The following is a 21,995-nucleotide window of genomic DNA, read 5'->3' as shown; positions in this document are numbered from 1 at the left end:
AGAAGAAGCCACCCATCTCGGGTGGCTCTTTCTCTCTCTATGCTAAAGGAAAATGACACGCGACCTGCCGATCCTGCCCAACCTCAATGAGCTCGGGAATCTCCTTGCTGCATCTCTCCTGCGCCATTGGACAACGAGGATGAAAACGACAACCTGACGGCGGATTGGCCGGAGATGGTACATCCCCTTGCAGGACGATCCGCTCTTGTCGCCGATGCGGAGTAGGCTTCGGAATCGCCGACAACAATGCCGCCGTATACGGATGCAGTGGCTGTGCAAACAAGTCATCCGTTCGTGCAATCTCCACCATTTTCCCCAAGTACATCACGCCTACCCGATCAGAAATATGGCGTACCACATTCAGACCATGCGCGATAAATAGATAGGTCAGCCCCATCTCTTTTTGTAATTTCATCATCAGGTTCAAAACCTGTGACTGTACGGACACATCCAGTGCAGAAACAGCTTCATCCGCCACAATAAACCGTGGAGAGAGGGCAATCGACCGCGCAATACCGATCCGTTGCCGCTGTCCGCCGGAAAACTCATGCGGATACCGATTTCTCCTCGAAGGATCGAGTCCCACCAGACTCATCAGCTCGACTACCCGCTCATCTATTTCCTTTGCAGATGCACGCAGATGAACCCGTAACGGCTCTCCAATAATATCACTTACCAAGAATCGCGGATTCAACGAACCAAATGGGTCTTGAAATATAATCTGCATATCCCGTCTCAGCTTCAAATTCTCTTGTCTGTTCACCTCATGGATATTGGTTCCGTCAAACAGCACTTCTCCGCTCGTCGCCCCTTGCAAATTCAGCACAACACGCCCCAACGTCGACTTCCCGCAGCCTGATTCTCCTACGAGACCGAATGTCTCCCCTGGCCGAATTCCGAAAGATACATCATCTACGGCTTTTACATGACCGATGACACGGCTCAATAGGCCAGCCTTAATCGGAAAATACTTTTTGATTTGTTTTGCTTCGATCAAATATTCCCGGTTCATTGGCGGTTCACCTCTGCTTTGCTTCCAGCGACTGCATTGGCACGCTGATTTATTCTGAAGTGATTGCTGACATCTTCATTCAACCAGCAAGCCACTTGTTGTCCCGTAACAACCTCGCGCAAGATGGGTTCCTCTTTTCGGCATTTGTCGATCGCATGCGGACAACGCGGGTGAAAACGGCAGCCCGTCGGCAATTGGGTAATGCTCGGGATGGTACCTTGGATGGTGTACAATTCTCCGCCGCGCTCCCCTTCAAATCCGGGAATAGATTGTAGCAAGCCGATCGTGTAAGGATGCCGGGGCTCGTCAAATATGCGTTCGACCGTTCCTTCCTCCACAATCGTTCCTGCATACATCACCGCGATACGATCCGCCATCTCTGCTGCTACCCCCATGTCATGGGTGATCAGTAATATTGACATGCCCAATTCCTTTTGCAGCCGTCTGAGCAAATCCAAAATTTGCGCCTGAACCGTTACATCAAGAGCAGTAGTTGGCTCGTCTGCTATCAGCATTTCCGGTTTGCAGGCCAAGGCCATCGCGATGACAACACGCTGGCACATCCCACCAGACATTTCGTGCGGGTACTGTTTCACTCGTACTTCCGGCGCTGGGATCCCAACCAGACGAAGCATCTCGATCGCTTTTTTGAACGCATCTACCTTGCTCATATTTTGATGCAGCATCAAGCTCTCCGCAATTTGATCGCCTACCGTAAACACCGGATTGAGAGCCGACATCGGGTCTTGGAAGATCATCGCGATTTTGTTCCCGCGAATGTGCATCATTTCATCCAAGTCCTTTGCCGCCAGATCCTGACCGTGAAACATGACGTTCCCACTCTGAATAAATCCGCCCGCATAATCAATCAGTCGCATGACCGCAAGTGACGTCACACTTTTTCCACTGCCGGATTCCCCTACCAGGCACACCGTCTGTCCTTTGCCAACGTTGATACTCACTCGATCCGTAGCCTTGACCGTACCGTCATCCGTAAAGAAGCAAGTGGTCAAATTTTTTATTTCGAGGATGTTGCGTTCCACTTGTTCAGCCTCCTTTTCGGGTTCTTCTTTTTCTTCCGTGGGTCGAATGCATCGCGGATGCCGTCTCCGACGAAGTTAACCGCTAGCACCACGAGCAAAATACAAAGACCAGGATAAAGTGCTTGCAAAGGATCGACCAGCATGAATTCCTGTGCCTTGCTCAGCATTAACCCCCAGCTTGTTTCAGGCGGTTGAATCCCCAAGCCTAAATAAGAAAGACCTGACTCTGACAGAATGGCCGAGCCAACCATGAGAGTCGCGTACACAATGATGGGAGCCATTGCATTGCGTACCAGGTGGCGCGTAATAATGCCCCAGTGCGAAACGCCGATCGCTCTCGCTGCTTCCACATACTGCATTTCCCGTAGCTGTAGGAACTGCCCGCGCACCAGACGTGCCACACTTGTCCAGCTCGTCAGCGACAAAATCAGGATCATGTAGATAAATTCCGCTCCGAAGAGAGCCAGAACTAGAATGTTAAAGAACAGACTCGGAATGGAGTTCATCACGTCAACGAGACGCATGAAGCATGTATCAATCCAGCCGCCGAAATAACCAGAAATCGCTCCAATCAGTGTCCCAATGACAACCGCAGCAAAAGCAACGCTGAAGCCGACCAGCATGGACACCCGGCTGCTATGAATGAGGCGGGACAAAATATCACGACCGAGCTCGTCTGTTCCGAGCACATGCCCTTCTGTTCCAGGAGGCAGATTGGTAATCATAAAATCAACCTTTGCCGGATCATGCGGTGCAACCCAATCGGCAAACACAGCAATCCCAATAAAAAACAACAGTACGATCAGCCCACCAACAGCATATGGATTTCGCATAAACTTTTTGCCCGCTGTTGCAAAGAGCCCAGGAGGTTTTTGACCAACAGGATTCGTCGGGAGATGTCCACCCGGTCGATTCGTTTCAACGACAGTGTCATCTTGAAGCTGTACTTGACTCATGCTGCCCTGCCTCCTTTGCGTCCAAGCTGCACTCGTGGGTCAACCAGTGCGTAGATTAAATCGGCAAGCAGGTTTCCGATAATTACCATCAGGGAAATCAGCAACGTGATCGACATCAACACAGAGTATTCACGCGCAACAGCCATTTCCACAAACAGACGCCCCATGCCTGGCCAGTTAAATACACTCTCTGTCAATGCTGCACCTGCTACCAGAGTCGGCAAATCCAATCCGATGATCGTTACAACAGGAATCAGTGCGTTCCGCAGAGCATGGCGGAAAATAACGCGTCTTTCCTTCATCCCCTTGGCACGTGCCGTCCGAATATAGTCTTGCTCCAAAACCTCTAGCATACTGGCGCGCGTATATTTGACATAGGCTGCAATGTTCACCAGTGTTAACACCGTAACAGGGAGAATCAAGTGCAAAATGAGGTCGCTTACTTGTCCCTCATTCCCCATCGTGTACATGTCAGATAGTGGGAGCAGATTCAGCTGCATCGCGAAATACTGCTGTAGCATAATCCCAAACCAGAAGGTCGGCATCGCGAATCCGAGATAGGCAACGATGGAGGCGATCTGGTCAGATAGACCGTATTGCTTTGTGCTGTTGTAGATCCCCCACGGGATGGCGATCAGCATGGAAAGCCCCCACGCTACAGACATGAGCACAAACGTATTCCAAACCGTCGGCCACAAAATATCACCAACAGGAACGTTATTTTTAAAGGTATGACCCAAATCTCCTTGCAGCAAATTACCGACCCATTTCATGTATTGAATATAGACTGGCTGATCCAACCCCATATTCTTCATTTGGATGAGCTGTGCTTCAGGAGACATTCCCGGTGAGAGCATGACTTTTAGCGGTCCTCCGGGTGCTGCATGCATGAGTCCGAACGATACCACTGTGATCAAAAATAAAACAAGCACGGCTTGTAGTACGCGGCGTACTAAATATTCAGTCAATCAACATCCTCCTTTCGTTTGAAAGGGGAAGGGACATAAGGCTGCCCTTCCCCCTTTTCATTTTGCTAACCGCTACCAGCCGAGCTTATTTTTTGGTATCGTCGATCCACCAGTTCAGGAAGCCAAAGGTCTCCCCATATGGAATCATGGATACTGGTTTAAACTCATCCTTATATTTGACGCGAGAAGTCATGCCTCGTGGCGTTCCGTACTGATACATGAATACATATGGCAGGTTCGTCGAGATTTCTTTTCCGACTTCTTTATAGATCGCTGCGCGCTCCTCTTTTTTAACCGTGGATACAGCTTTTTCCCATAGCGCATCCAGCTTCGGATTGTCGTACCAGCCAGCGTTGTTGCCAGGCGGGAATGCCTTTTTCCCGAAAGTAGAAATGCCATCCGGATCTGGGTCAGACAATTGCCATCCGAGTAACAGAACCTGGAATTTACCAGGGTTGGCATACTGATCGACAAGAGCCGAGAAGTCTAATGCTTTTGGCTTCGCTTCAATTCCGATCTCTTTCAGGTTTTGCTGAATAACGACTGCTGCCTGTTCACGACGACTGTTCCCCGAGTTGAAAATGAATTCAAAGGAGAACCGATTGCCGTCTTTGGCAAGGATTCCATCTGACCCGGCTACCCATCCGTCTTCTTTCAGCAATTGTTTTGCTTTCTCTGCACTATATTCGTAATGGACTGCTGCATCGCCCGGGTCTGCCCATGTACCTGGCAGGAACGGTGCATCCATAATTTTTCCGGTTCCTTTCAAGATATTGTCGATAATACCTTGACGATTGATAGCGTGGGCAATGGCCTGACGCGTTTTTTGACCTTCAAACAACCCGTAGTTGTTCGGGAAGTTCTTCTTGTCGAAGTTGAAGGCAAAGTATTCATAGCTAGGACCTGGCTCCGTCGAGATGTTGATCGTTCCTTTCGCCTTCACCGCTTCGAGCTGCGTGACAGGAATGGAATCTACCAAGTCAACGTCACCTTTCATCAGAGCCTGTACTTGTGTGTTTTGATCCGCATAGATTTTGTACACAACCTTTTGGATATGCGGCTTCTTTTCCCCCCAGTAATCTGGGTTAGCATCTAGCACATGGAATTCCTTTTGTTTCCACTCTGACCATTTGTACGGTCCAGAAGTAGGTGTCTTGGCTGGATCTTTTCCGTAAGAATGTGCTTGCAATTCTTTAAATGGTACGTCTTTCAACACGTGGGCTGGTGCCAACTTTTGCATTAATCCAAAAGCAAACGGAGCGTACAATTGAGTCAATTTGATTTCTACGGTGTAATCATCCAGTTTTTTCATCTCTTTAACTTTGTCGTATTTCGTAATTTCTGGTGATCCAGTCTCAGGAGTTTTGATGGCATTAATGGTAAAAATCAAGTCGTCAGCCGTGATTGGCGTTCCATCCGACCATTTCGCATGATTCTTCATCTTGATTGTATAGGTGAGGCCATCTTCGCTTACTTTCGGCAACTCAGCTGCAAGGGACCAAGGGTAAACCGCTAAATCAAAAGCTGGGTTTCGATTGTACAAATACGCCTGGGTGTACTCCATAACGTCGCCAGATGCCGTGTCATTTCCGAAAATCGGATTGATCGTGACGATGTCAGACGTCGTAGAATGCGTGAACGTTCCACCGTCTATTGGCTTCTCATCATCCGTACTGGTCGCCTGAGGAGCCACCTGCTCCACCGGTTTCTTTGTTGGTGCTGGTGTTGCAGTTCCTGGCGAAGCATTGTTCCCGCTTGAGCAACCGACCAACAGCGCGCCGGTTAACGAGAGCAACGCCAACGGCTTCAACCAACCTTTCCCTTTTTTCAAATCAATTCCCCCTCTTTCACATGTTTTTCAAGCCTTTTCCATAATGGGCAATTCATCCCAAGGCCTGTCTTTTTAATATTAAATAATTTTCTGTTATTTGAAAATATTTTCCCTTTAAAATATTTAAAAAAATCAGATGATTTTATATTCTTTTATAAACCTTCATAATAAATCCCCCTTCTTAATGAAGGGGGAGCGTACATGTTTGCTCTACACCGTTTGGAACTGTAACAGTTCACGTACAATGCTTAGCGCCTTGTCGATATCCGCCGTCTCAATACCGGAATGCGTCACCGCTCGAATTCGGCCGTGACCGAGCTCAGCTACTCGCAGCCCATGTGCTTGCGCTGCTTCTATGAAGGTCTGCCACGTATGGATTGGGTGTTCTATCCGGAAGAACACAATATTGGTCTCTACATCTTCCACATGCGTCACGATTCCTGGAATCTCCGCAAGACCACGCACTAAGCGAAGGGCGTTTGCGTGATCGACTGCCAATCGATCCGTCATCTGCTGCAAGGCAACCAGACCTGGCGCTGCAATAATCCCAGCCTGGCGCATACCGCCACCCAGCATTTTGCGAAGACGATACACTTTCTGAATAAAATCTTTTGACCCGACGACAAGGGAACCAATCGGTGCTGACAACCCTTTCGACAAACATATTTGCACGGAATCCGCATAACGCGCAATCTCAGCCGCATCCACGTCAAGAGCAACTGCCGCATTGAACAAACGCGCACCGTCCATATGAACAGGCACACCCTTTTCGTTTGCAAATGCGCGAACCTCTGCCAAATAAGACAGCGGTAGGACACGTCCCCCCATTCGGTTATGCGGGTTTTCCAAGCAGATCAGGGAGGGCAATGCGAATTGTGGATCTTCTGGCTCCAACGGAAAGACCCGCTCCATATCTGAGATGTCCAGCCTCCCATCTGGCTGCGTCGGAATCGGTTCGTACATAATACCGCCGCACACAGCCGCGCCACCCGCTTCATAGATGTAAATGTCGGTCTCATTGCCTACAATTACTTTGGAACCGCGAGGACAATGCGCCATTAAGGATGCCAGATTGGCCATCGTTCCACTTGGCATGAGAATGGCTGCCTCCTTGCCCAGCTTTTGGGCCGCTTCTTGCTCCAATTGGCGAACCGTAGGATCTTCCCCATACACATCGTCACCGAGTACCGCCTCTTGAATGGCATCCATCATCTGACTTGTCGGCAAAGTGAATGTATCGCTTCTCAATTCGATCAACGGTTTCATACCCCACTCTCCAATTGCTGAACTACTTGTACCTTTAGGTTGTCATTTACCTGTTGGATCAGCTCAGCGGTCTCGCTGTAATGCTTCCCTTCCACGATGACATAGCCGAGACGATGCGAGAAATTTTGCGGCGGTTGGACGTTTTGACCAATTTTTGCATGAATCGCTACTTCAGCAATCCCCGGCAGGTTGCGAACGGTATCTATTCCATGTATCCTGCTAAAGGTTCCCTGACTCTCAGACACGAGAAAATGAATGCCTGCATATCGTTGCACTTCGACTGTTTGAGACAATTCAGGCGCAAGTCCAGCCGCACACCGAATCTGTTGCAAAAGCAGATCAATCCCTGTTGAACGGCGAACCAGCTCTGGAATCATTCCACCGGCAAGCCTTGCGTTGACCTCGATGACAACACAGCCTGCTGATGTCCACTTCACTTCTGTATGGGCAGCACCGAACTGGTAGTTCACCGCCGCTAACGCCCTTTCCACTGTTCTCTCAATCTCCTTCTTATCTTCTGCCGACAGCGGTGCAGGGAAAATATGCCCTGCTTCCACGAAAAATGGATATCCTGTTAACCGTTTCTGGGTAATCCCGATGACAAAGCATTGCCCTTGCCACGAGAACGTCTCCACGCTAAATTCAGGGCCCTCGACATACTGCTCCAGAAGAACTGTTCGTGCTGTTTCCTGGCCGCGCGCATTGTACGTGATCGCAAGAATTTCCGCTGCCATATGCTCCACTTCATCCCAGCTAAAGCACAGCCGTACGTTATTTGATCCGCTATCATCAGCGGGCTTCACCACGCAGGGCAGGGAAATGGAAGAGCGCGCTTCCATCAATGCCTCCATAGAGCCTATTGCCAAAAATTCAGGCTGAGACACTTGATGCCCCTGAAGCTTCTCGCGAAACATCGCTTTATTTCGGCAGTTCTCAATCGCCTCCAGAGAATTGCCTGTCCAACCGAATTTCCGGGCCAGCTTGGCTACCGATTCGAGGTAATAGTCGCTTGTCGACATGATTCCGGCTATCTCTCTGCCTTCCTTATTCACTTGTGCTACACTGTCAGTCAGCTCTGCTTGGGAATTCGTATCTGTCACGACTACATGACATTCCAACTCATTCAAACCGTGGTAACGTTCAGGCTTCTCTGTGAAAAATACGGGCGTAAACCCCAATTCGCGCGCCTTTTTAATAGCGAGCATACCTGTCCCCGTCGTATTCGCTTCAACGAACAGAAAGTGTTTGTTCATTCGGATACATCCCCATTAATTTAGAATAGGACCAGCTAGTCACGACTGTCTTTGGTTCCACACATTGCGGCGTGTCTGGCAGGTTCGTTTGCATTAGACCTTTGCTCTCACGGTAGGAGTCGTTATAGATCGTATCGACATACCGATCCCCTCGATCCGGCAATATGGCCACGATATTGCACTCACTCCCGACTTGGCTCGCTAACCAATTGGCTACGGCATACACGGAACCCGAGCTGTTGCCAGCAAAAATATGCTCATTACGGGCCAACTGCAGCGTAGCCGCAAATGCCTCCGCATCGTTCAACCAATGCACTTCATCGATCATGGAAAAATCTACATTCTTGGCGACCAAACTGTTTCCCAAGCCACCCTGTAGACGCGTAGGCTGATCGGGCTGTCCGAATATCACACTCCCCGCTGCATCAACCGCTACGACGCGCAGCTCCTTATAATGACGCTTCAGCTCTCTGGCGGTCCCGGACAAGGAGCCTCCGCTGCCGACTGCACCAACAAGCACATCAATTCGTTCGAGGTCTTGCATCAACTCGGAGGCCAGCGCAGCATATGCACGCGGATTTTCCGGATTATCGTATTGTCGAGGCCAGAACGCTCCTGGATACTCCCTCATTAATTCTTGGAGTCGTTCCAGTCTGGCGCTTTGCCACCCTTGTTTTCCCATCTGCGAAACTACATGAACATGGCAGCCAAGCGAGGTCAACTTGGCATAGGTAATCGGGTCAATTCTCGGATCAGTCACGATGTGTACGTCATGCCCCAATTGGCGCCCAACCAAGGCCAAGCCACACGCCAACGTTCCTGACGAGCTTTCGATAATCGGCATGCCTGCCTGAAGCTCTCCTGACTGTATCGCTGCCAAGACCGATTGCTTGGCTACGCGATCCTTCATACCGAACGGGTTCATTAACTCAAGCTTTGCATATACAGAACCGATTGCTCCTTCATCAAGCCTCAGCTTGACTAGAGGGGTATCCCCGATAGTATCTGCCAGCTGTTCATACCGCATCTATGCTCACATCCTTCCCTTGCTTGCCAGAAAGAAACCTCTTCATGAACCTCTCCCGCCTTTCTTCGATCGCCTGCAATTGCTCTTGTCGATCCTGCCACTCCCGTTGCAGCTTCTCTACATGCTCCCTCTGTGCACTCAGCATCTGCTGTACTTCCTCCGGGTTCGTGGAGCCCGTTGATTTCTTCGCGTACAAGCCCCCCTGCACATCGAAGGAAGCAGCGAGGAGCGAAGCCGTATCCGGTACTTGAAAGCCTGCTTCCGCGCAAGCGTTATCGAGTAGCCGTGGATCTCCCGGCTCCGGCGATACACCGTGTTCCAGCGCGCTAACGATGTATCGGCCTGCGATTACCTGTGCTGTGCGATACGGAATCTCATGCTCCAACGTCAGCAAATTCGCAAGAGTAAATCCTCCAAAAAAGTCCCGTTTACATATATGGAGCAAACGATCCTCATTGAATTGCAAATGATCGATCACCGCTTTTAACAGGCGCAACAACGTTTTGGTTTGTTGAAACAACGTCAGAAGATGAGTGCCTGCCTCTTTGGACGTCTCTACCAAATTCGTGAAAGCTGTATTGCGCTGACCTAGCACCATATCCATATAAAATCCGGTTAGATGCGCACTCTTCCCCCGGATACGCTCCAGGATCGGGAAGTTTCTTTTCTGTGGCATGGCAGAAGATATACCTGATAGCTCATCCGGCAATTGGAGGAAGTTCATTTCGCTGCTGCCCCATTGAATCAAATCCGTTGTAAACCGGGAGACCAATACCGAGAAGGTGGACAGCTCTCCTGCCATCCTCAAAACCCATTCCCGAGACGCGACCGCCGACAACGCACTCATTCGAGGCTGTCTGAACCCAAGCAGCTTGGACAACTGTTGACGGTTCCACGGCAGTTCCACCCCAGCCATGGCCCCTGCCCCAAGCGGGCACTGGTTCATGTCGTCATAGATTTGTATCCATCGATTCATTGCTTGCAAAAATTCACCGTTAATAGAGGAAAGATAGAATCCAGGGGTAATCAACTGTGCGGATTGGTAATGCGTATATCCTGGCATGGGAACCGAGCGATATTGAACAGCCAATGTATGCATCGATTGAATAAGCTGTCCCAATTCCCCCATCGTCTCCAGCCATTGCACACGACCAAACATCACCTGGGCGCACGCTTGAACATCATTGCGGCTGCGATCCATATGCCAACACGGTACTGGTCTCGGGAGTAAACCTTCAATATAACGCTCGAGGGCAAAAGAAATATCAGACATGTTCCGTCCAGGGTCAGGAGCTATTGTTTCTGGTGTAGCACCCTGAAGTGCCTTTGCGATAAGCAAAGCGTCTTGTCGTGTAATCAAGCCCATTCTGACATATTCCAAAAGCATGGCGAATTCAATCTGAATATACCCAGGCAACAAGTAATCGACTTCATATTTGAACTGCGGTTCCAATACTTCATCATGCAAGAGACGGCTTGGTGTCGAAGCAATTCTGCCCGTTAATTTTACACTCATGCAAAAAATACACCTCGCTTCCGACTGAGTAACGATCCAACCAGGAGTTGCACTAAAGAGAGATTCCCCCTGATTTCTGTTCCGCATAATCGTAGTGATGTTCTTTTTTCATTCTCAAGTGTGGGTTCATCAGCATAAGAACCACAATGAGAAGTCCCGCTCCGCCAATGATTCCAAATATCGTAAAGATGGAAACAAGACCAGTAGTCAGACCTACCAGGAATACGGAGACTGGCATGGCGCACATAACCATTACACTGATCAAGCTCGATGCTCTTCCCAAGACTTCCTTAGGCACCATCAAGGTAATCAACGTGCTCATTTTGATATTGACGAATGCCGAGCCTATCCCATTCACGAATACACATATGACTTGCCATACAAGTGGAATACCAAACGCAAACATTCCGATTCCGATACTGAACAGACTAATGCCGCAGCAAATGTAAATAATCGCATCATATCGATTCAAATAATTAATACATAGCGACCCAAGCATAATCCCGATAAAAAAACTAATCTCGAGCATGGCTAATTCGGTAACATTGGTAACGACCAGTGGCAGCAAGATCGCTTCTGGAGCCGTCAAAAAATTGAGGATGGTGAAATAAATCATGCAGTTTCGCAAAAAATCATGCTTCGTAATCGCATGGATTCCATCCTTCAAATCCGTCATGATCATTCTTGCTGTAAACTCACTGACAGATGAAATGACAAGCTCCTTCTCGTTTATCCATAAAATAATCAGTGCACCTAACAAATAGGTGACGACATTCAAAATAAAAGCATATTCCATTCCAAACGCGATCAACCCCGCTGCCAATGCCGGAGCCGCCAAACTGACAATCGTTTGAATCATCTGCGATAAACTTTGGGCTTGCGTCATATGTTGTTCGGGAACCAACGTCCGTATCGCTACCGTGAGTGCTGGCCTGAAGAAGGCACTAACCGTAGTCAGCAAAACGGCAATGATGATCAGTACAGCAGGATGCAGCATGTTAAACAAGAACAACAGGACGATGCATAAAATGAGCGCAGCTCTCAATATATGCGAAACGACCATGATCCTCTTTTTATTTCCTCGATCAACAAAAACGCCCGCGAACAATCCAAATATGATCAATGGGATGGTCTCCGCTGCCAATAAAATCGCCATTAACAAAGGACTTTCCGTCAAAACCTTCATTAGCCAAATAAGCGCTAATCGATATACTCCATCTCCCATGTTCGAGACAAATTGCGAAAAGATTAAATAGCGATAACTTTTCAAGCCAAGCAACGCCCGAAAAGATACCTTTTCATTAACGCTTACTGGCTGTTCCATCTCGATAATCCACTCCCAATACGAACGAAATCAATTTTTGGGGAAGATGACTTCCGAGCATGCCAGAAGCCATCTCTTGGATCTGATCCTCTAGGTGTGGTACACATGCACTTCTTTATTCAGTTCACTTAACCATCTATACCCCAGTTCCAGCTTTTGATAGAAATCAGGTTCTTCTTTCAACAATAAAATACCGAGGCTGGTCCCACTATGTGCCACAACAGTACCTAACCCGCCAATTTTCTCGTTGATCTCCATGACTTCCGGCAATAATTTTTTGGGCAGAATCTTTTGATTCAAGATCGCACTTCGGGAAGAGACGGCACCTATCATGTGGACATCTCTTTCTCTGATTGCTTTCGTGATTTTTTGTAACAACACACTGTACTCCATCTTGTCTTCTTGGGTATAGGGCTTTGTTCGCTTATTGAACTCAACGGTATCGATGGTTCCTCCCTCATCAATACTTAAAATGCATAATGCCGGCAGTTCCCCGATGTATTCTCGCAATCTGACTTCTTTATGGTAGTAAGAAACCGCCCCCTCATACATAACGCCATCCGTCGGCTCAATACTCGACAAAAACCACTCTAGTAAGGAAGGCTCAATGCTTATATCGAAACAATTTCCAACCGCTCTGGAGGCAGCCACCAAATCTGCTGATGAGCTTGCCAAGCCTTTTCCAACCGGAAGTTCTGAGTTGATCTCTAAAATTCCACCTGCCGGCAATCCATAGTGCTGAATGATTTTTTCCGCCAACCTTTTTGATTTTTGCTTGGAGCGTGGCACGATGATGATCTCCTGTAAGGTTGGAATCGAATAAAAAGTAGCGTAGGATGCATTTTTGATAGGCAAAGTCACCAGAAAATCCAGATTATTTTCCTCTAGAATCCCCTGCAGTAGTTCCCCAAAAGTACCGATAGATACACCGATTCCTACGTCATTCGTATTCGGAAAACGACTAATGGAACTAGTCTTAATCATGCTCATAGTGGCCCCCCCGTTTACACGAATATGATTTACATGATGATCGCTTCCGCAGGACGATAGCGCTTCATGAAGTAATCGAAAAATTCAATTTTGTTGAATTGACTTTTATTTGTACTAACAAAGACCCCCATTTGTTTTTCTGGCAGGAACCACATAAAGGAGTTAAAGCCTATGACCTCGCCTGCCTTCGCCAAAATATTCTCATGTACGTATTCTGGGTGGAATTTTACCGTAAATCCATACCCTGTATTTGCCCCTGTTGGATGAGGTACTGATTTACTGGAGAACATTTTGTCTATCGAATCCGCCTCTAAAATTGATCCTTTGCCATCAGCGCCTCCACGTAAGAGAGCCAGCATGAATGTGGCGATATCGTGCCCCGTGGAGAGCATGCTGCCGTCTGGTGAGATTGCAGGGCTGAAATCGTACTTTTGCACGGCCTGATTTTCCAGATCATAGCCTGTGGCCATCTTCGCCTCTAATTCTGGTTGTAGTAGAAAACTGCTGTCTGTCATTTCGAGAGGCGTAAAGAAATGCTCTCTTACATAGCGATCAAAGGAAACTCCCGTCACTCTTTCCACCAGATAACCCGCCAGCATAAAGGCAAAATTCTCATTCCCATATTGTTCGCCAGGCTTGTAAATCACGGTTGGCATATAGCGGTGAATATACTCTCGTAACGTTAGGGAGTCACGCCCGCCAAAATGATAGCTTTGATCATTTCCCGCGTCTGGCGAGTCAAACCCTGTTGTGTAACTGAGTAAATGTTCTACCGTTAGTGGGCCCTCAACCCTTCTCGGTATTTCCATATCGAGGTATTGCTGAACATCCTCGTTCCATCCAATCAGACCTTGCTCCACTAGCTTCAAAATGGCAGCGACTGTTACGAGTTTGGAAATCGAACCTACCTTGACTACGGTTTCATCTGCACTCATGGGCACTTTCTCTGATAGATTGGCGTAACCGTAAGCCTTCTTTACTTTCACTTGACCGTGTTGGACTACCACCGCAATTGCGCCAGGAAGATCACTCATCGTAGAAGAGTCGAAAAATCCGTCTATCACTGCTTCGAAGTCCACCCATTCTCCAGCGATTTCGTGGTCAGGATTGTTGCGCAATTTCATCATGCAGTGTTGGAGGACTTCCCTAAGACTATCCTGAAGGCATGCAGTAAGTCGTTCGATGGTTTCCGTTTTATACTGTGCCTCGCTGTAAGCTACCATAAAGTGAAAGCTTCCATTCAACACCACGCACTCAATGTCAATCTTGCATTCCCGGAACTGCTCCAGACTCATTGATTCTCCGCCTGAGAATGTGGACAATTGAATGTCGTCATCCTTTTCTTTTCGATCCATATCAAATTGTCCCAAATAATTAAAACTGACCTCAGGATGTACATTCATGGTGGTGTTTGGCGATTTTGCAGACAAATATTTCAATATACCGTAGTGAATCCCTTTATGTGGTATTCTTCGTACATCTTTTTTGATTTTAGGAATGATAGCTGACGGATTCATTTCGTTCCCGACATCTACCATCACTGGATATTCACTCGTGAACCATCCCACTGTGCGGTTAATGTTCAGATCTGGTAAAATCGATTCCCTACCATGCCCTTCCATATTCAAGACGACGCGATCGATATTTGCCCATTTTTTAAAGCCCATTCCAATAGCAGCCAACAAAAGTTCATCGATTTCCGTCTGATAGGCACGATTGGCTTGTTTTAGCAATTCCTCGGTTTGCTGCTGATCCATCATGACCGTTTTCGTCCTGGTTGTTTTCCGAAGCGGTTTTTGCTCATCGTAATCGGTTGGCAACGAATGAGTGTCCCTTTCCTCGATTCGATTCCAATATTCACGCTCTTGCTCGAGCCTTTCGCTATTGGCATACTCGTTCAATTGTTGTGCCCATAATTGGATTGAATCACTTTTTAAAGGGAAACGAATCTCTTCATTACGGAGGAGCTGCCCATAAGCTGTTTTGAAATCGTCGATTAAAATGCGCCATGATACCCCGTCTACGACTAAATGATGAACAGCAATAAGCAAGTGATCGCCATCCGAGCATTGGAATAACCCTAGCCTCATTAATGGGCCATCAAAAATGTTAAGCCTCGATTGAATTTCACTGCATTTCAAGTCCATCGCTTGTTCGATCTCAGACCCATTCTTGTTTTGATAGTCCCAAATCTCCAGACGATACATGTCGCTAGTGTTGACGCCTCGATTATAAGCCTCATAACCTGTCTCGGTTTGGCGGAAAATCATTCGCAGTGCATCATGGTGCTGTACGAGCTTATCGACGACTTTGCGAACTATCTCCTCGTCAAACCGCTCTTTGCGGTACAACACAAAAGATTGGTTATAGTGATGGAGATGCTGACTGTGTTCTTGTATCAACCAATGCTGAATCGGGGTCAGTGGTACAACGCCTTCCACATCCTTCTGGTCAATTTTCCTATTCATCAGTTTCAGTTTTGTACTCAGTTCTGCGATCGTTGGATATTTGAAAAGATCTCGAATCTCCATCTTGTATCCCAAAGCTGCTAATTGCGATGAAACTTGAATCGATTTGATAGAGTCGCCACCAAGTTCAAAGAAATGATCCAAAGTCCCAATCTTTTTCTCATGTAAAACGTCTTGCCACACAGCTACCAATATCTTCTCGTTATCCGTTTGGGGCTCCACATATTCCATTTCACTCTGCAAGACGATGTTGATATCCATTAACGCTTTTCGATCAATCTTTCCATTCGGCGTTACTGGTATTTCATCTAGCTGAACAAAATGGGCTGGGACCATAAATGCCGGTAACGACTTCCGCAACGACTCTCTCAATACGTTCGATTCCACAGCTTTTGTAGCTACATAGAATGCAACCAGCCTTTTTTGACCGGATTCATCCGCTCTTGCGATAACGACCGCGTCGCGAATATCGCCCATTTTTCGTAATTCCGCTTCGATTTCTTCTAATTCGATTCGATTCCCACGTATTTTTACCTGATTATCCAATCGCCTTAAAAATTCAATATCTCCGCTGGGGAGCCATCGAGCCATATCCCCTGTCTTATACATGCTTTCACCGATACAAAACGGATTGGGAACGAATTTTTCATTCGTCAAATCTGACCGCTTGAAATATCCTTTTCCTACTCCCAAGCCTCCAATATACAGTTCTCCTGGGACACCCACAGGCTGCACATGAAGATTGGCGTCCAGAATATACATCTTCACCCCTGGCAAAGGCTTGCCAATCGGCAGAAATTTGTAATCTTGCTGTTTATCTCTTTCATAATAGGAGGAATCAATGGTAGCCTCCGTCACTCCATAGCTGTTTAAGATTCTCATTGTGCTTCCGTATCGATCAACAAGTTTGTGAAAGGCATGTAACGGGCATTGATCCGAGCCAAGAATCAATATTTTCATGAAGTCTATGTTGAGCCCATTTTCATAGAGATAGTCCATGAAAGGAATCACAAGGACGGGAGTCGATTCAAACAGATTAATCTCATGCTTTTCCATCAGGTAGTAAAGGCGCTCCAAATCCACTCTCGCATCTTTTGGGCAAATAACCAGTTTCCCACCGTTTAACAGGCATCTCATATAATCACCCGTAAACACATCAAAAGAAAAACTTGCCCATTGCAAACTTCTGACGGGGAATTCATCCAGCTTGTATTCTTGTTTCCATGCCTGCGCAAGCGAATGAAGCTGTCGGTGTTCAATCATGACTCCCTTTGGCGTTCCCGTAGTGCCTGATGTATAAATCACATAAGCAAGCTGATCAAACTGAACAGGTAACCCGAGATTCGTATTCTCCTGATGATAGGACTCCTCATCGTCAAGCAGGATCATTTTTTTGTCAGTATTCACTTTGTTGCGTACCGACTGATGCAACAGCAAAACTTCTGCTCCCGAATGTTCCAGCATGTACCGTATACGCTCTTCCGGATAATCAGGGTCAATGGGGACGTAGGCTCCACCCGCTTTCACAATCGCCAATACGCCAACGATCATCTCTATGGACCGTTCTGCGATGATCCCCACCATTTGATTTGCATGGACGCCCGCAGCTACCAATGTCCGCGCCAGCTGATTCACCCGTTTATTCAGTTCTGAATAAGACAGTTCTTGCTCTTCAAAAGCGAGAGCAATGCGATCCGGGGTTTTCTCTGTTTGCTCCTCGAATAGCTCGATGATTGTTTTATGCTCATCCCCATTGGTAAAAGAAACTTCCTTATAGGCAGAGATCATTGCCTGTTTTTCTTCCACTGACAACAATTCGATATGCTTGAAATGGATATCTGGTTGATTGGCTACCTGTTCGATGATGTTGCCCAAATATTTGAGCATCCGTTGAACCGTTTCTGGCTTAAATAAATCCGTGCGATATTCGACAGTCAAACCCGCTCCATTTTCTAGGTCCATGCATACGAGCGATAAATCGAAATTCGTCATGGAGTTATAGGATTCAACAGCTGTCATTTCCAAGCCATTTATTTCATTTTCCTCTTCCGTTTTTTCAATATATTGGAACATGAAAGAAAAAATAGGATTGCGGCTAACATCTCTTTCCGGATTAATTTTTTCGACCAATTTATCGAATGGATACTCATGATGCATGTAAGACTCCAGTGCTTGCTGGCGCCAAACGTGTAACGCCTCGATGAAGGTATGCTCCTGATTGACTTCTAGTCTCAACGGGAGTGTGTTAATAAAAAATCCAATGACCTGTTCAATATCCATGTGGTTCCGGCCAGCCTCCGGAGTACCGATGATGATATCCTGTTGATTGGTTAGCTTGGACAGCCAAATGCCTATCGTTGATAAAATCACCATAAACATGGAGGCATCATGTTGCTGAGCAATCTCTTTCATGCAGCTAAACGCTTTTTCCGGAATTTGATAAGATTCCGTTGCCGAAAAATACGTTTGTACAGGCTGTCGCTGGCAATCTGTCGGCAAGTCCAATACTGGGATCTCTTTTTCGAATGTCTTCAGCCAATACGCTTCTGATTCTGCCAGCTCTCCATGATGAATCGACTGATTTTGCCAGACTGCGTAATCTTTATACTGGATGCTCAACTCTGGCAATTCGAGGTCTACCCCTTGATGCAAGGATTCGTAGATGGTGCCTAAATCCTTCATCAATATCCCCCATGACCATTGATCACTGATCATGTGATGCATGTTCATTAACAATACGTATTTTTCTTCCGCAGCCTTGCATAACTTCACCCGAAACAATGTATCCCTGTCAAAATCAAAGCTGGTTTCCGTCTCTTTTTGGATAATCAGATCAATTGCTTCTTGCTTCGACGCTTCTGACTCCTTGGAAAGATCGACAAATGCATAGGTGAAGTCATTGCTCGGCAGCACCTGTTGAACGGGGCGTCCGTCTCTTAACAGGAACTTTGTTCGCAGCACTTCATGTCTTTTTACTAGCAACCCGAATGCCTGATGCAGGACACGCTCCTTCAATGGTCCCGTGATATGGTAGATCGTCGGCATATTATAAGCCGTATTCTCAGGCTCTAGCTGCTGAATGAAAAACAGTCTCCTCTGCGCATGTGACACCGGGTAATACGCTTGCTCTGTTGCCTTGGGGATCGTCGATCGATCATGTTGCGTATGGAGCTCACCTGTGGACAGCGCTTCCTCGTGATGAAACAGGGAGGATAACTCCCGAATGGTTCGATGCTCGAATAAGTCCTTGATGGTAACTTCTATGCCCATCTCTCTTTTCATGCGCAAGCGAACCTGAATCGTTTTCATAGAATGCCCGCCAAGCTGGAAAAAGTCATCGTCGATCCCAATGTCCTCTATGTTTAGCACGGTACGCCAGATAGCTGCCAAGCTTCGTTCCAGATCGTTGCGAGGAGCGACGAATGCTTCAGACTTCTTTTGAATCACGTCTGTCTCTGGCAATGCTTTTTTGTCTACTTTTCCGTTGCGATTCAGTGGCATTGCATCCAGAATGACGATTCGCTCCGGAACCATATACTCCGGCAAGATCGTTCTGAGATAGGCTTGCAGCTCATGCTCGCTCTGCTGTTCATGTGTGACCACATAGCAAACAATTCCGTTCTGCCCATTTTCATCTTCCCGTGCAACCGCTACACACTGTCTCACCAGCGTGTGACGTAAAAGGGCATTTTCTATCTCGCCGAGCTCTATGCGATGTCCGCGTACCTTCACCTGAAAATCAGCACGCGTAACAAATACGAGTCTCCCATTTGACAAATAACGTCCCAAATCGCCTGTTTTATATAGCCGTTCTTTTCTACCCTGCAAAAATGGATTTTCTGAAAATGCTAGCTCAGTGCGTTCAGCATCATGGAGATACCCCCGCCCTACGCCAGTTCCAGAAATGTAGATTTCCCCGACACAACCAACCGGAACGGAGCGCATCCATTTGTCCAGCACATAGTGCTTCATATTGGCGATCGAGCTTCCCAAGGCCACATAAGGATAATCATCATGCGCATACGAACGATCAATGATTTCATGCATCGTATCATCTGAGCACTCCGTAGCTCCATACGTGTTCACTACAATCACATCGGGATACATGCTTTGCCACTTTTGGCACAGGGTAACTGGCAATCCTTCCCCAGTAGAAATCATATATTGCAATTGAGGCAACGCATGCTGTTCCAGCGGGAGAGTCAGTGCAGCATTGTGCAATGCTTCTATCATCGCCGGGACCAGCTGAATTACGGTGACACCATCTCGATTCAAGGCTTGGAGCAATGCATCCGGATCAGTAGCCGTCTCGTTGTCGTAAATCACTAGCTTACCCCCTGCCATCAAGGGAGCCAGGAATTGCCACACCGATATATCAAAGCAATGAGAAGCATTCTGCGCTACGATGCTATCTTCATTCAGTCCAAGGACATCCATTTTGGCGTAAAGATGATTCAGCATGCCGCTATGCTCGATCATTGCCCCTTTTGGCATACCAGTGGAGCCTGAGGTAAAAAAGACGTTTGCCAAATCATCATGCGCATGGATGATCTCTGGATTCGATGTATCCGACGCTTGCAAGGAAGAAATGTCCGAGCTTGTCCCGTCCCCTTTGTTCAGGCAAAACACAACTGGCTTGTGCTCCAATCTGTCTGCCAAGGCCATGCTACGCGATTGGAAACGCGCCTCGGTCAGTAAAACCTTCGCCTTGCTGTTATCAAGAATCGTAAGGAGTCGTTGATCGGGATGGGCTGTATCAAGCGGGACATAGGCCCCTCCTGCTTTCAGTACAGCCAGAATACCAAGCAGCATGTCGACGCTTCTCTCAGCAAATAGGCAAGCAAGATCATTTCGGCCAAATCCTTGTCTTCGCAACCAATGCGCCAATCGGTTCGAATCCTCATTCAATTCCCGGTAGGTGATGGATTGCTTCCCATCGATAGCAGCAACAGCGTCAGGATTGCGCTTGACCTGCTCTTCTATGATTTGGTGCGCAAATTGCTCCATACTGCGATTCGACTCCGCGAAATTGCCCATCACCTTCGTCATGATCTCTTGTTCTTCATCCGTCACGATGTTCAGATCGCTGATGTTCCTGTTTGCCTCTGAGCAAATCTGCTCGAGCATATGGATGTAATGGGACTGCAATCGTTCCAGATCGCTCGTAGAGGACGCATTCATATGGAAAATTTGAATTTTCATGAGCTGCCCGACCGTCACCACTATCTCCACTGTTTCGAGGCCGCCACGATAAAGCATGGCAGATTCCTGGTGATCTTCTGCACCATTCCGTATCGTCAATGTCGTTCCAAATATAAGATCAGTTTCTCGGATGCCTGCATAGTTACGGACCATGTCTAGTGTGGCCATATCATTTTGCTGTAGTTGTTCCCAGCTTTCCTCGACATCCTTTACGACATCACGCACTTTTTGATTCGCATGCACGGTCTGGAAAACAGGTAAGCTGTGAGCCAGTGGCCCAATAATGGTATTCGCCTCTTTCCATGTTTCCGGTCTGCCAGAGACGGTAACCCCAATGACCAGCTTGTCCTCGCCACTGTACATATTCTCCAAGAGGAGCCAAGCAGCCTGAAAGATGGCCTCTATGGATACTCGCTGCTCGAATGCCATCCTTCTGATGGACGTGGTTACCGCTTCGGAAAGAACAGCGTTGCAGGTGATCGGATGGCTCGCATCCTTCTGTGCCCCTTGTACTGGATAAAACACATTCTCGCTTTCATAGCCTTGGAATTGATCTGCCCAAAAGCTTTTGACTTTGGAGCCATCTTGGCTTGACTCCCAAGCAACATACTCTTTGAATGAGGCCCGCTGGTCGGCAGATGGCTGATTACCCCGTACCCGTTTCAGCCATTCCGCTACAAGAAGCTCGCGACTGGCATCGTCCATACTTAATGCATGATGAGTCCAGATGAGGACGGATTGATTGGCGTCCATCTGCAAAATCGATACCCGGATCAATGGCCCCTCCTCATACGGAATGGGCTCCTGATGGGCTGTAAGTGTAGAGAGATAGACTTGCTCTTGCTGTTCAGGAGATAATTCCCGTACATCGTGCCAGTCAATAGGAATGGGTAGCTCCTTCAATACGACTTGTACATGTTTATTTTTAAGCTGGCGGAAAACTGTTCGCATCACCGGCGTCTGGCTAATTAATTCCTTCCACGTTTCTTGAATGCGTTCCAGTTCGAGACGGTGCTCGATGAGATAGCGCATGGTTGTCATCTTGTCAGGACGTAATAATTGCTTTTGCACCATGGAAAGCTCTATGACTTCCAGTACGTTCTCTTTTGTTAAATGCTTCAAGCCAGTGCACCTCTTTC

The 21,995-nt window shown here is 47.4% G+C and carries 12 protein-coding genes; all 12 read right to left on the bottom strand.

Features of this window, described 5'->3' with window-relative positions; translation table 11 throughout:
* Nucleotides 1-37: 37 nt before the first annotated feature.
* Nucleotides 38-1,012, bottom strand: a complete 975-nt coding sequence (locus tag HPY27_RS24085; RefSeq protein ID WP_017251718.1) for an ABC transporter ATP-binding protein — start codon at nucleotides 1,010-1,012, stop codon at nucleotides 38-40.
* On the bottom strand, nucleotides 1,009-2,055 hold the full coding sequence (locus HPY27_RS24080; RefSeq protein WP_017251717.1) for an ABC transporter ATP-binding protein: 1,047 nt from the start codon (nucleotides 2,053-2,055) through the stop codon (nucleotides 1,009-1,011). Before HPY27_RS24080 ends, HPY27_RS24085 begins: the two co-directional genes overlap by 4 nt.
* Complete coding sequence (locus HPY27_RS24075) at nucleotides 2,031-3,011, bottom strand: ABC transporter permease (protein WP_017251716.1); 981 nt, start codon at nucleotides 3,009-3,011, stop codon at nucleotides 2,031-2,033. Before HPY27_RS24075 ends, HPY27_RS24080 begins: the two co-directional genes overlap by 25 nt.
* Nucleotides 3,008-3,979, bottom strand: coding sequence for an ABC transporter permease (locus tag HPY27_RS24070; RefSeq protein WP_017251715.1), 972 nt, complete (start codon nucleotides 3,977-3,979; stop codon nucleotides 3,008-3,010). Before HPY27_RS24070 ends, HPY27_RS24075 begins: the two co-directional genes overlap by 4 nt.
* A gap of 85 nt (nucleotides 3,980-4,064) precedes the next feature.
* The gene (locus HPY27_RS24065; protein WP_017251714.1) at nucleotides 4,065-5,810 is read right to left on the bottom strand and encodes a peptide-binding protein; all 1,746 of its coding nucleotides are present in this window, start codon (nucleotides 5,808-5,810) and stop codon (nucleotides 4,065-4,067) included.
* A gap of 210 nt (nucleotides 5,811-6,020) precedes the next feature.
* Nucleotides 6,021-7,076: a low-specificity L-threonine aldolase gene (ltaE, locus tag HPY27_RS24060; RefSeq protein WP_174226154.1), complete on the bottom strand. Its 1,056-nt coding sequence runs from the start codon at nucleotides 7,074-7,076 to the stop codon at nucleotides 6,021-6,023.
* Entirely contained in the window at nucleotides 7,073-8,329 is a 1,257-nt protein-coding gene (locus tag HPY27_RS24055; protein WP_174226153.1) for an ATP-grasp domain-containing protein, read from the bottom strand. Before HPY27_RS24055 ends, ltaE begins: the two co-directional genes overlap by 4 nt.
* Nucleotides 8,304-9,356, bottom strand: a complete 1,053-nt coding sequence (locus tag HPY27_RS24050; protein WP_174226152.1) for a PLP-dependent cysteine synthase family protein — start codon at nucleotides 9,354-9,356, stop codon at nucleotides 8,304-8,306. Before HPY27_RS24050 ends, HPY27_RS24055 begins: the two co-directional genes overlap by 26 nt.
* A complete protein-coding gene (locus HPY27_RS24045) occupies nucleotides 9,346-10,872 on the bottom strand; it encodes an argininosuccinate lyase (protein ID WP_174226151.1) in 1,527 nt (508 codons plus the stop codon). The genes HPY27_RS24050 and HPY27_RS24045 overlap by 11 nt, the downstream gene beginning before the upstream one ends.
* A 52-nt stretch (nucleotides 10,873-10,924) precedes the next feature.
* Nucleotides 10,925-12,196 carry an MFS transporter gene (locus tag HPY27_RS24040; protein WP_017251709.1) on the bottom strand — a complete coding sequence of 424 codons (1,272 nt, stop codon included), beginning with the start codon at nucleotides 12,194-12,196 and terminating at the stop codon, nucleotides 10,925-10,927.
* 90 nt (nucleotides 12,197-12,286) lie between these two features.
* Complete coding sequence (locus HPY27_RS24035; protein ID WP_069851614.1) at nucleotides 12,287-13,186, bottom strand: GHMP family kinase ATP-binding protein; 900 nt, start codon at nucleotides 13,184-13,186, stop codon at nucleotides 12,287-12,289.
* A gap of 29 nt (nucleotides 13,187-13,215) precedes the next feature.
* Nucleotides 13,216-21,978: a non-ribosomal peptide synthetase gene (locus HPY27_RS24030; RefSeq protein ID WP_174226150.1), complete on the bottom strand. Its 8,763-nt coding sequence runs from the start codon at nucleotides 21,976-21,978 to the stop codon at nucleotides 13,216-13,218.
* Nucleotides 21,979-21,995: the final 17 nt, after the last annotated feature.

It is taken from the genome of Brevibacillus sp. HB1.1 (assembly GCF_013332445.1).
Lineage (GTDB): Bacteria > Bacillota > Bacilli > Brevibacillales > Brevibacillaceae > Brevibacillus > Brevibacillus porteri.
Note: the sequence above shows the minus strand (reverse complement) of the source record. Positions and strands in the feature narration are given on the sequence as shown.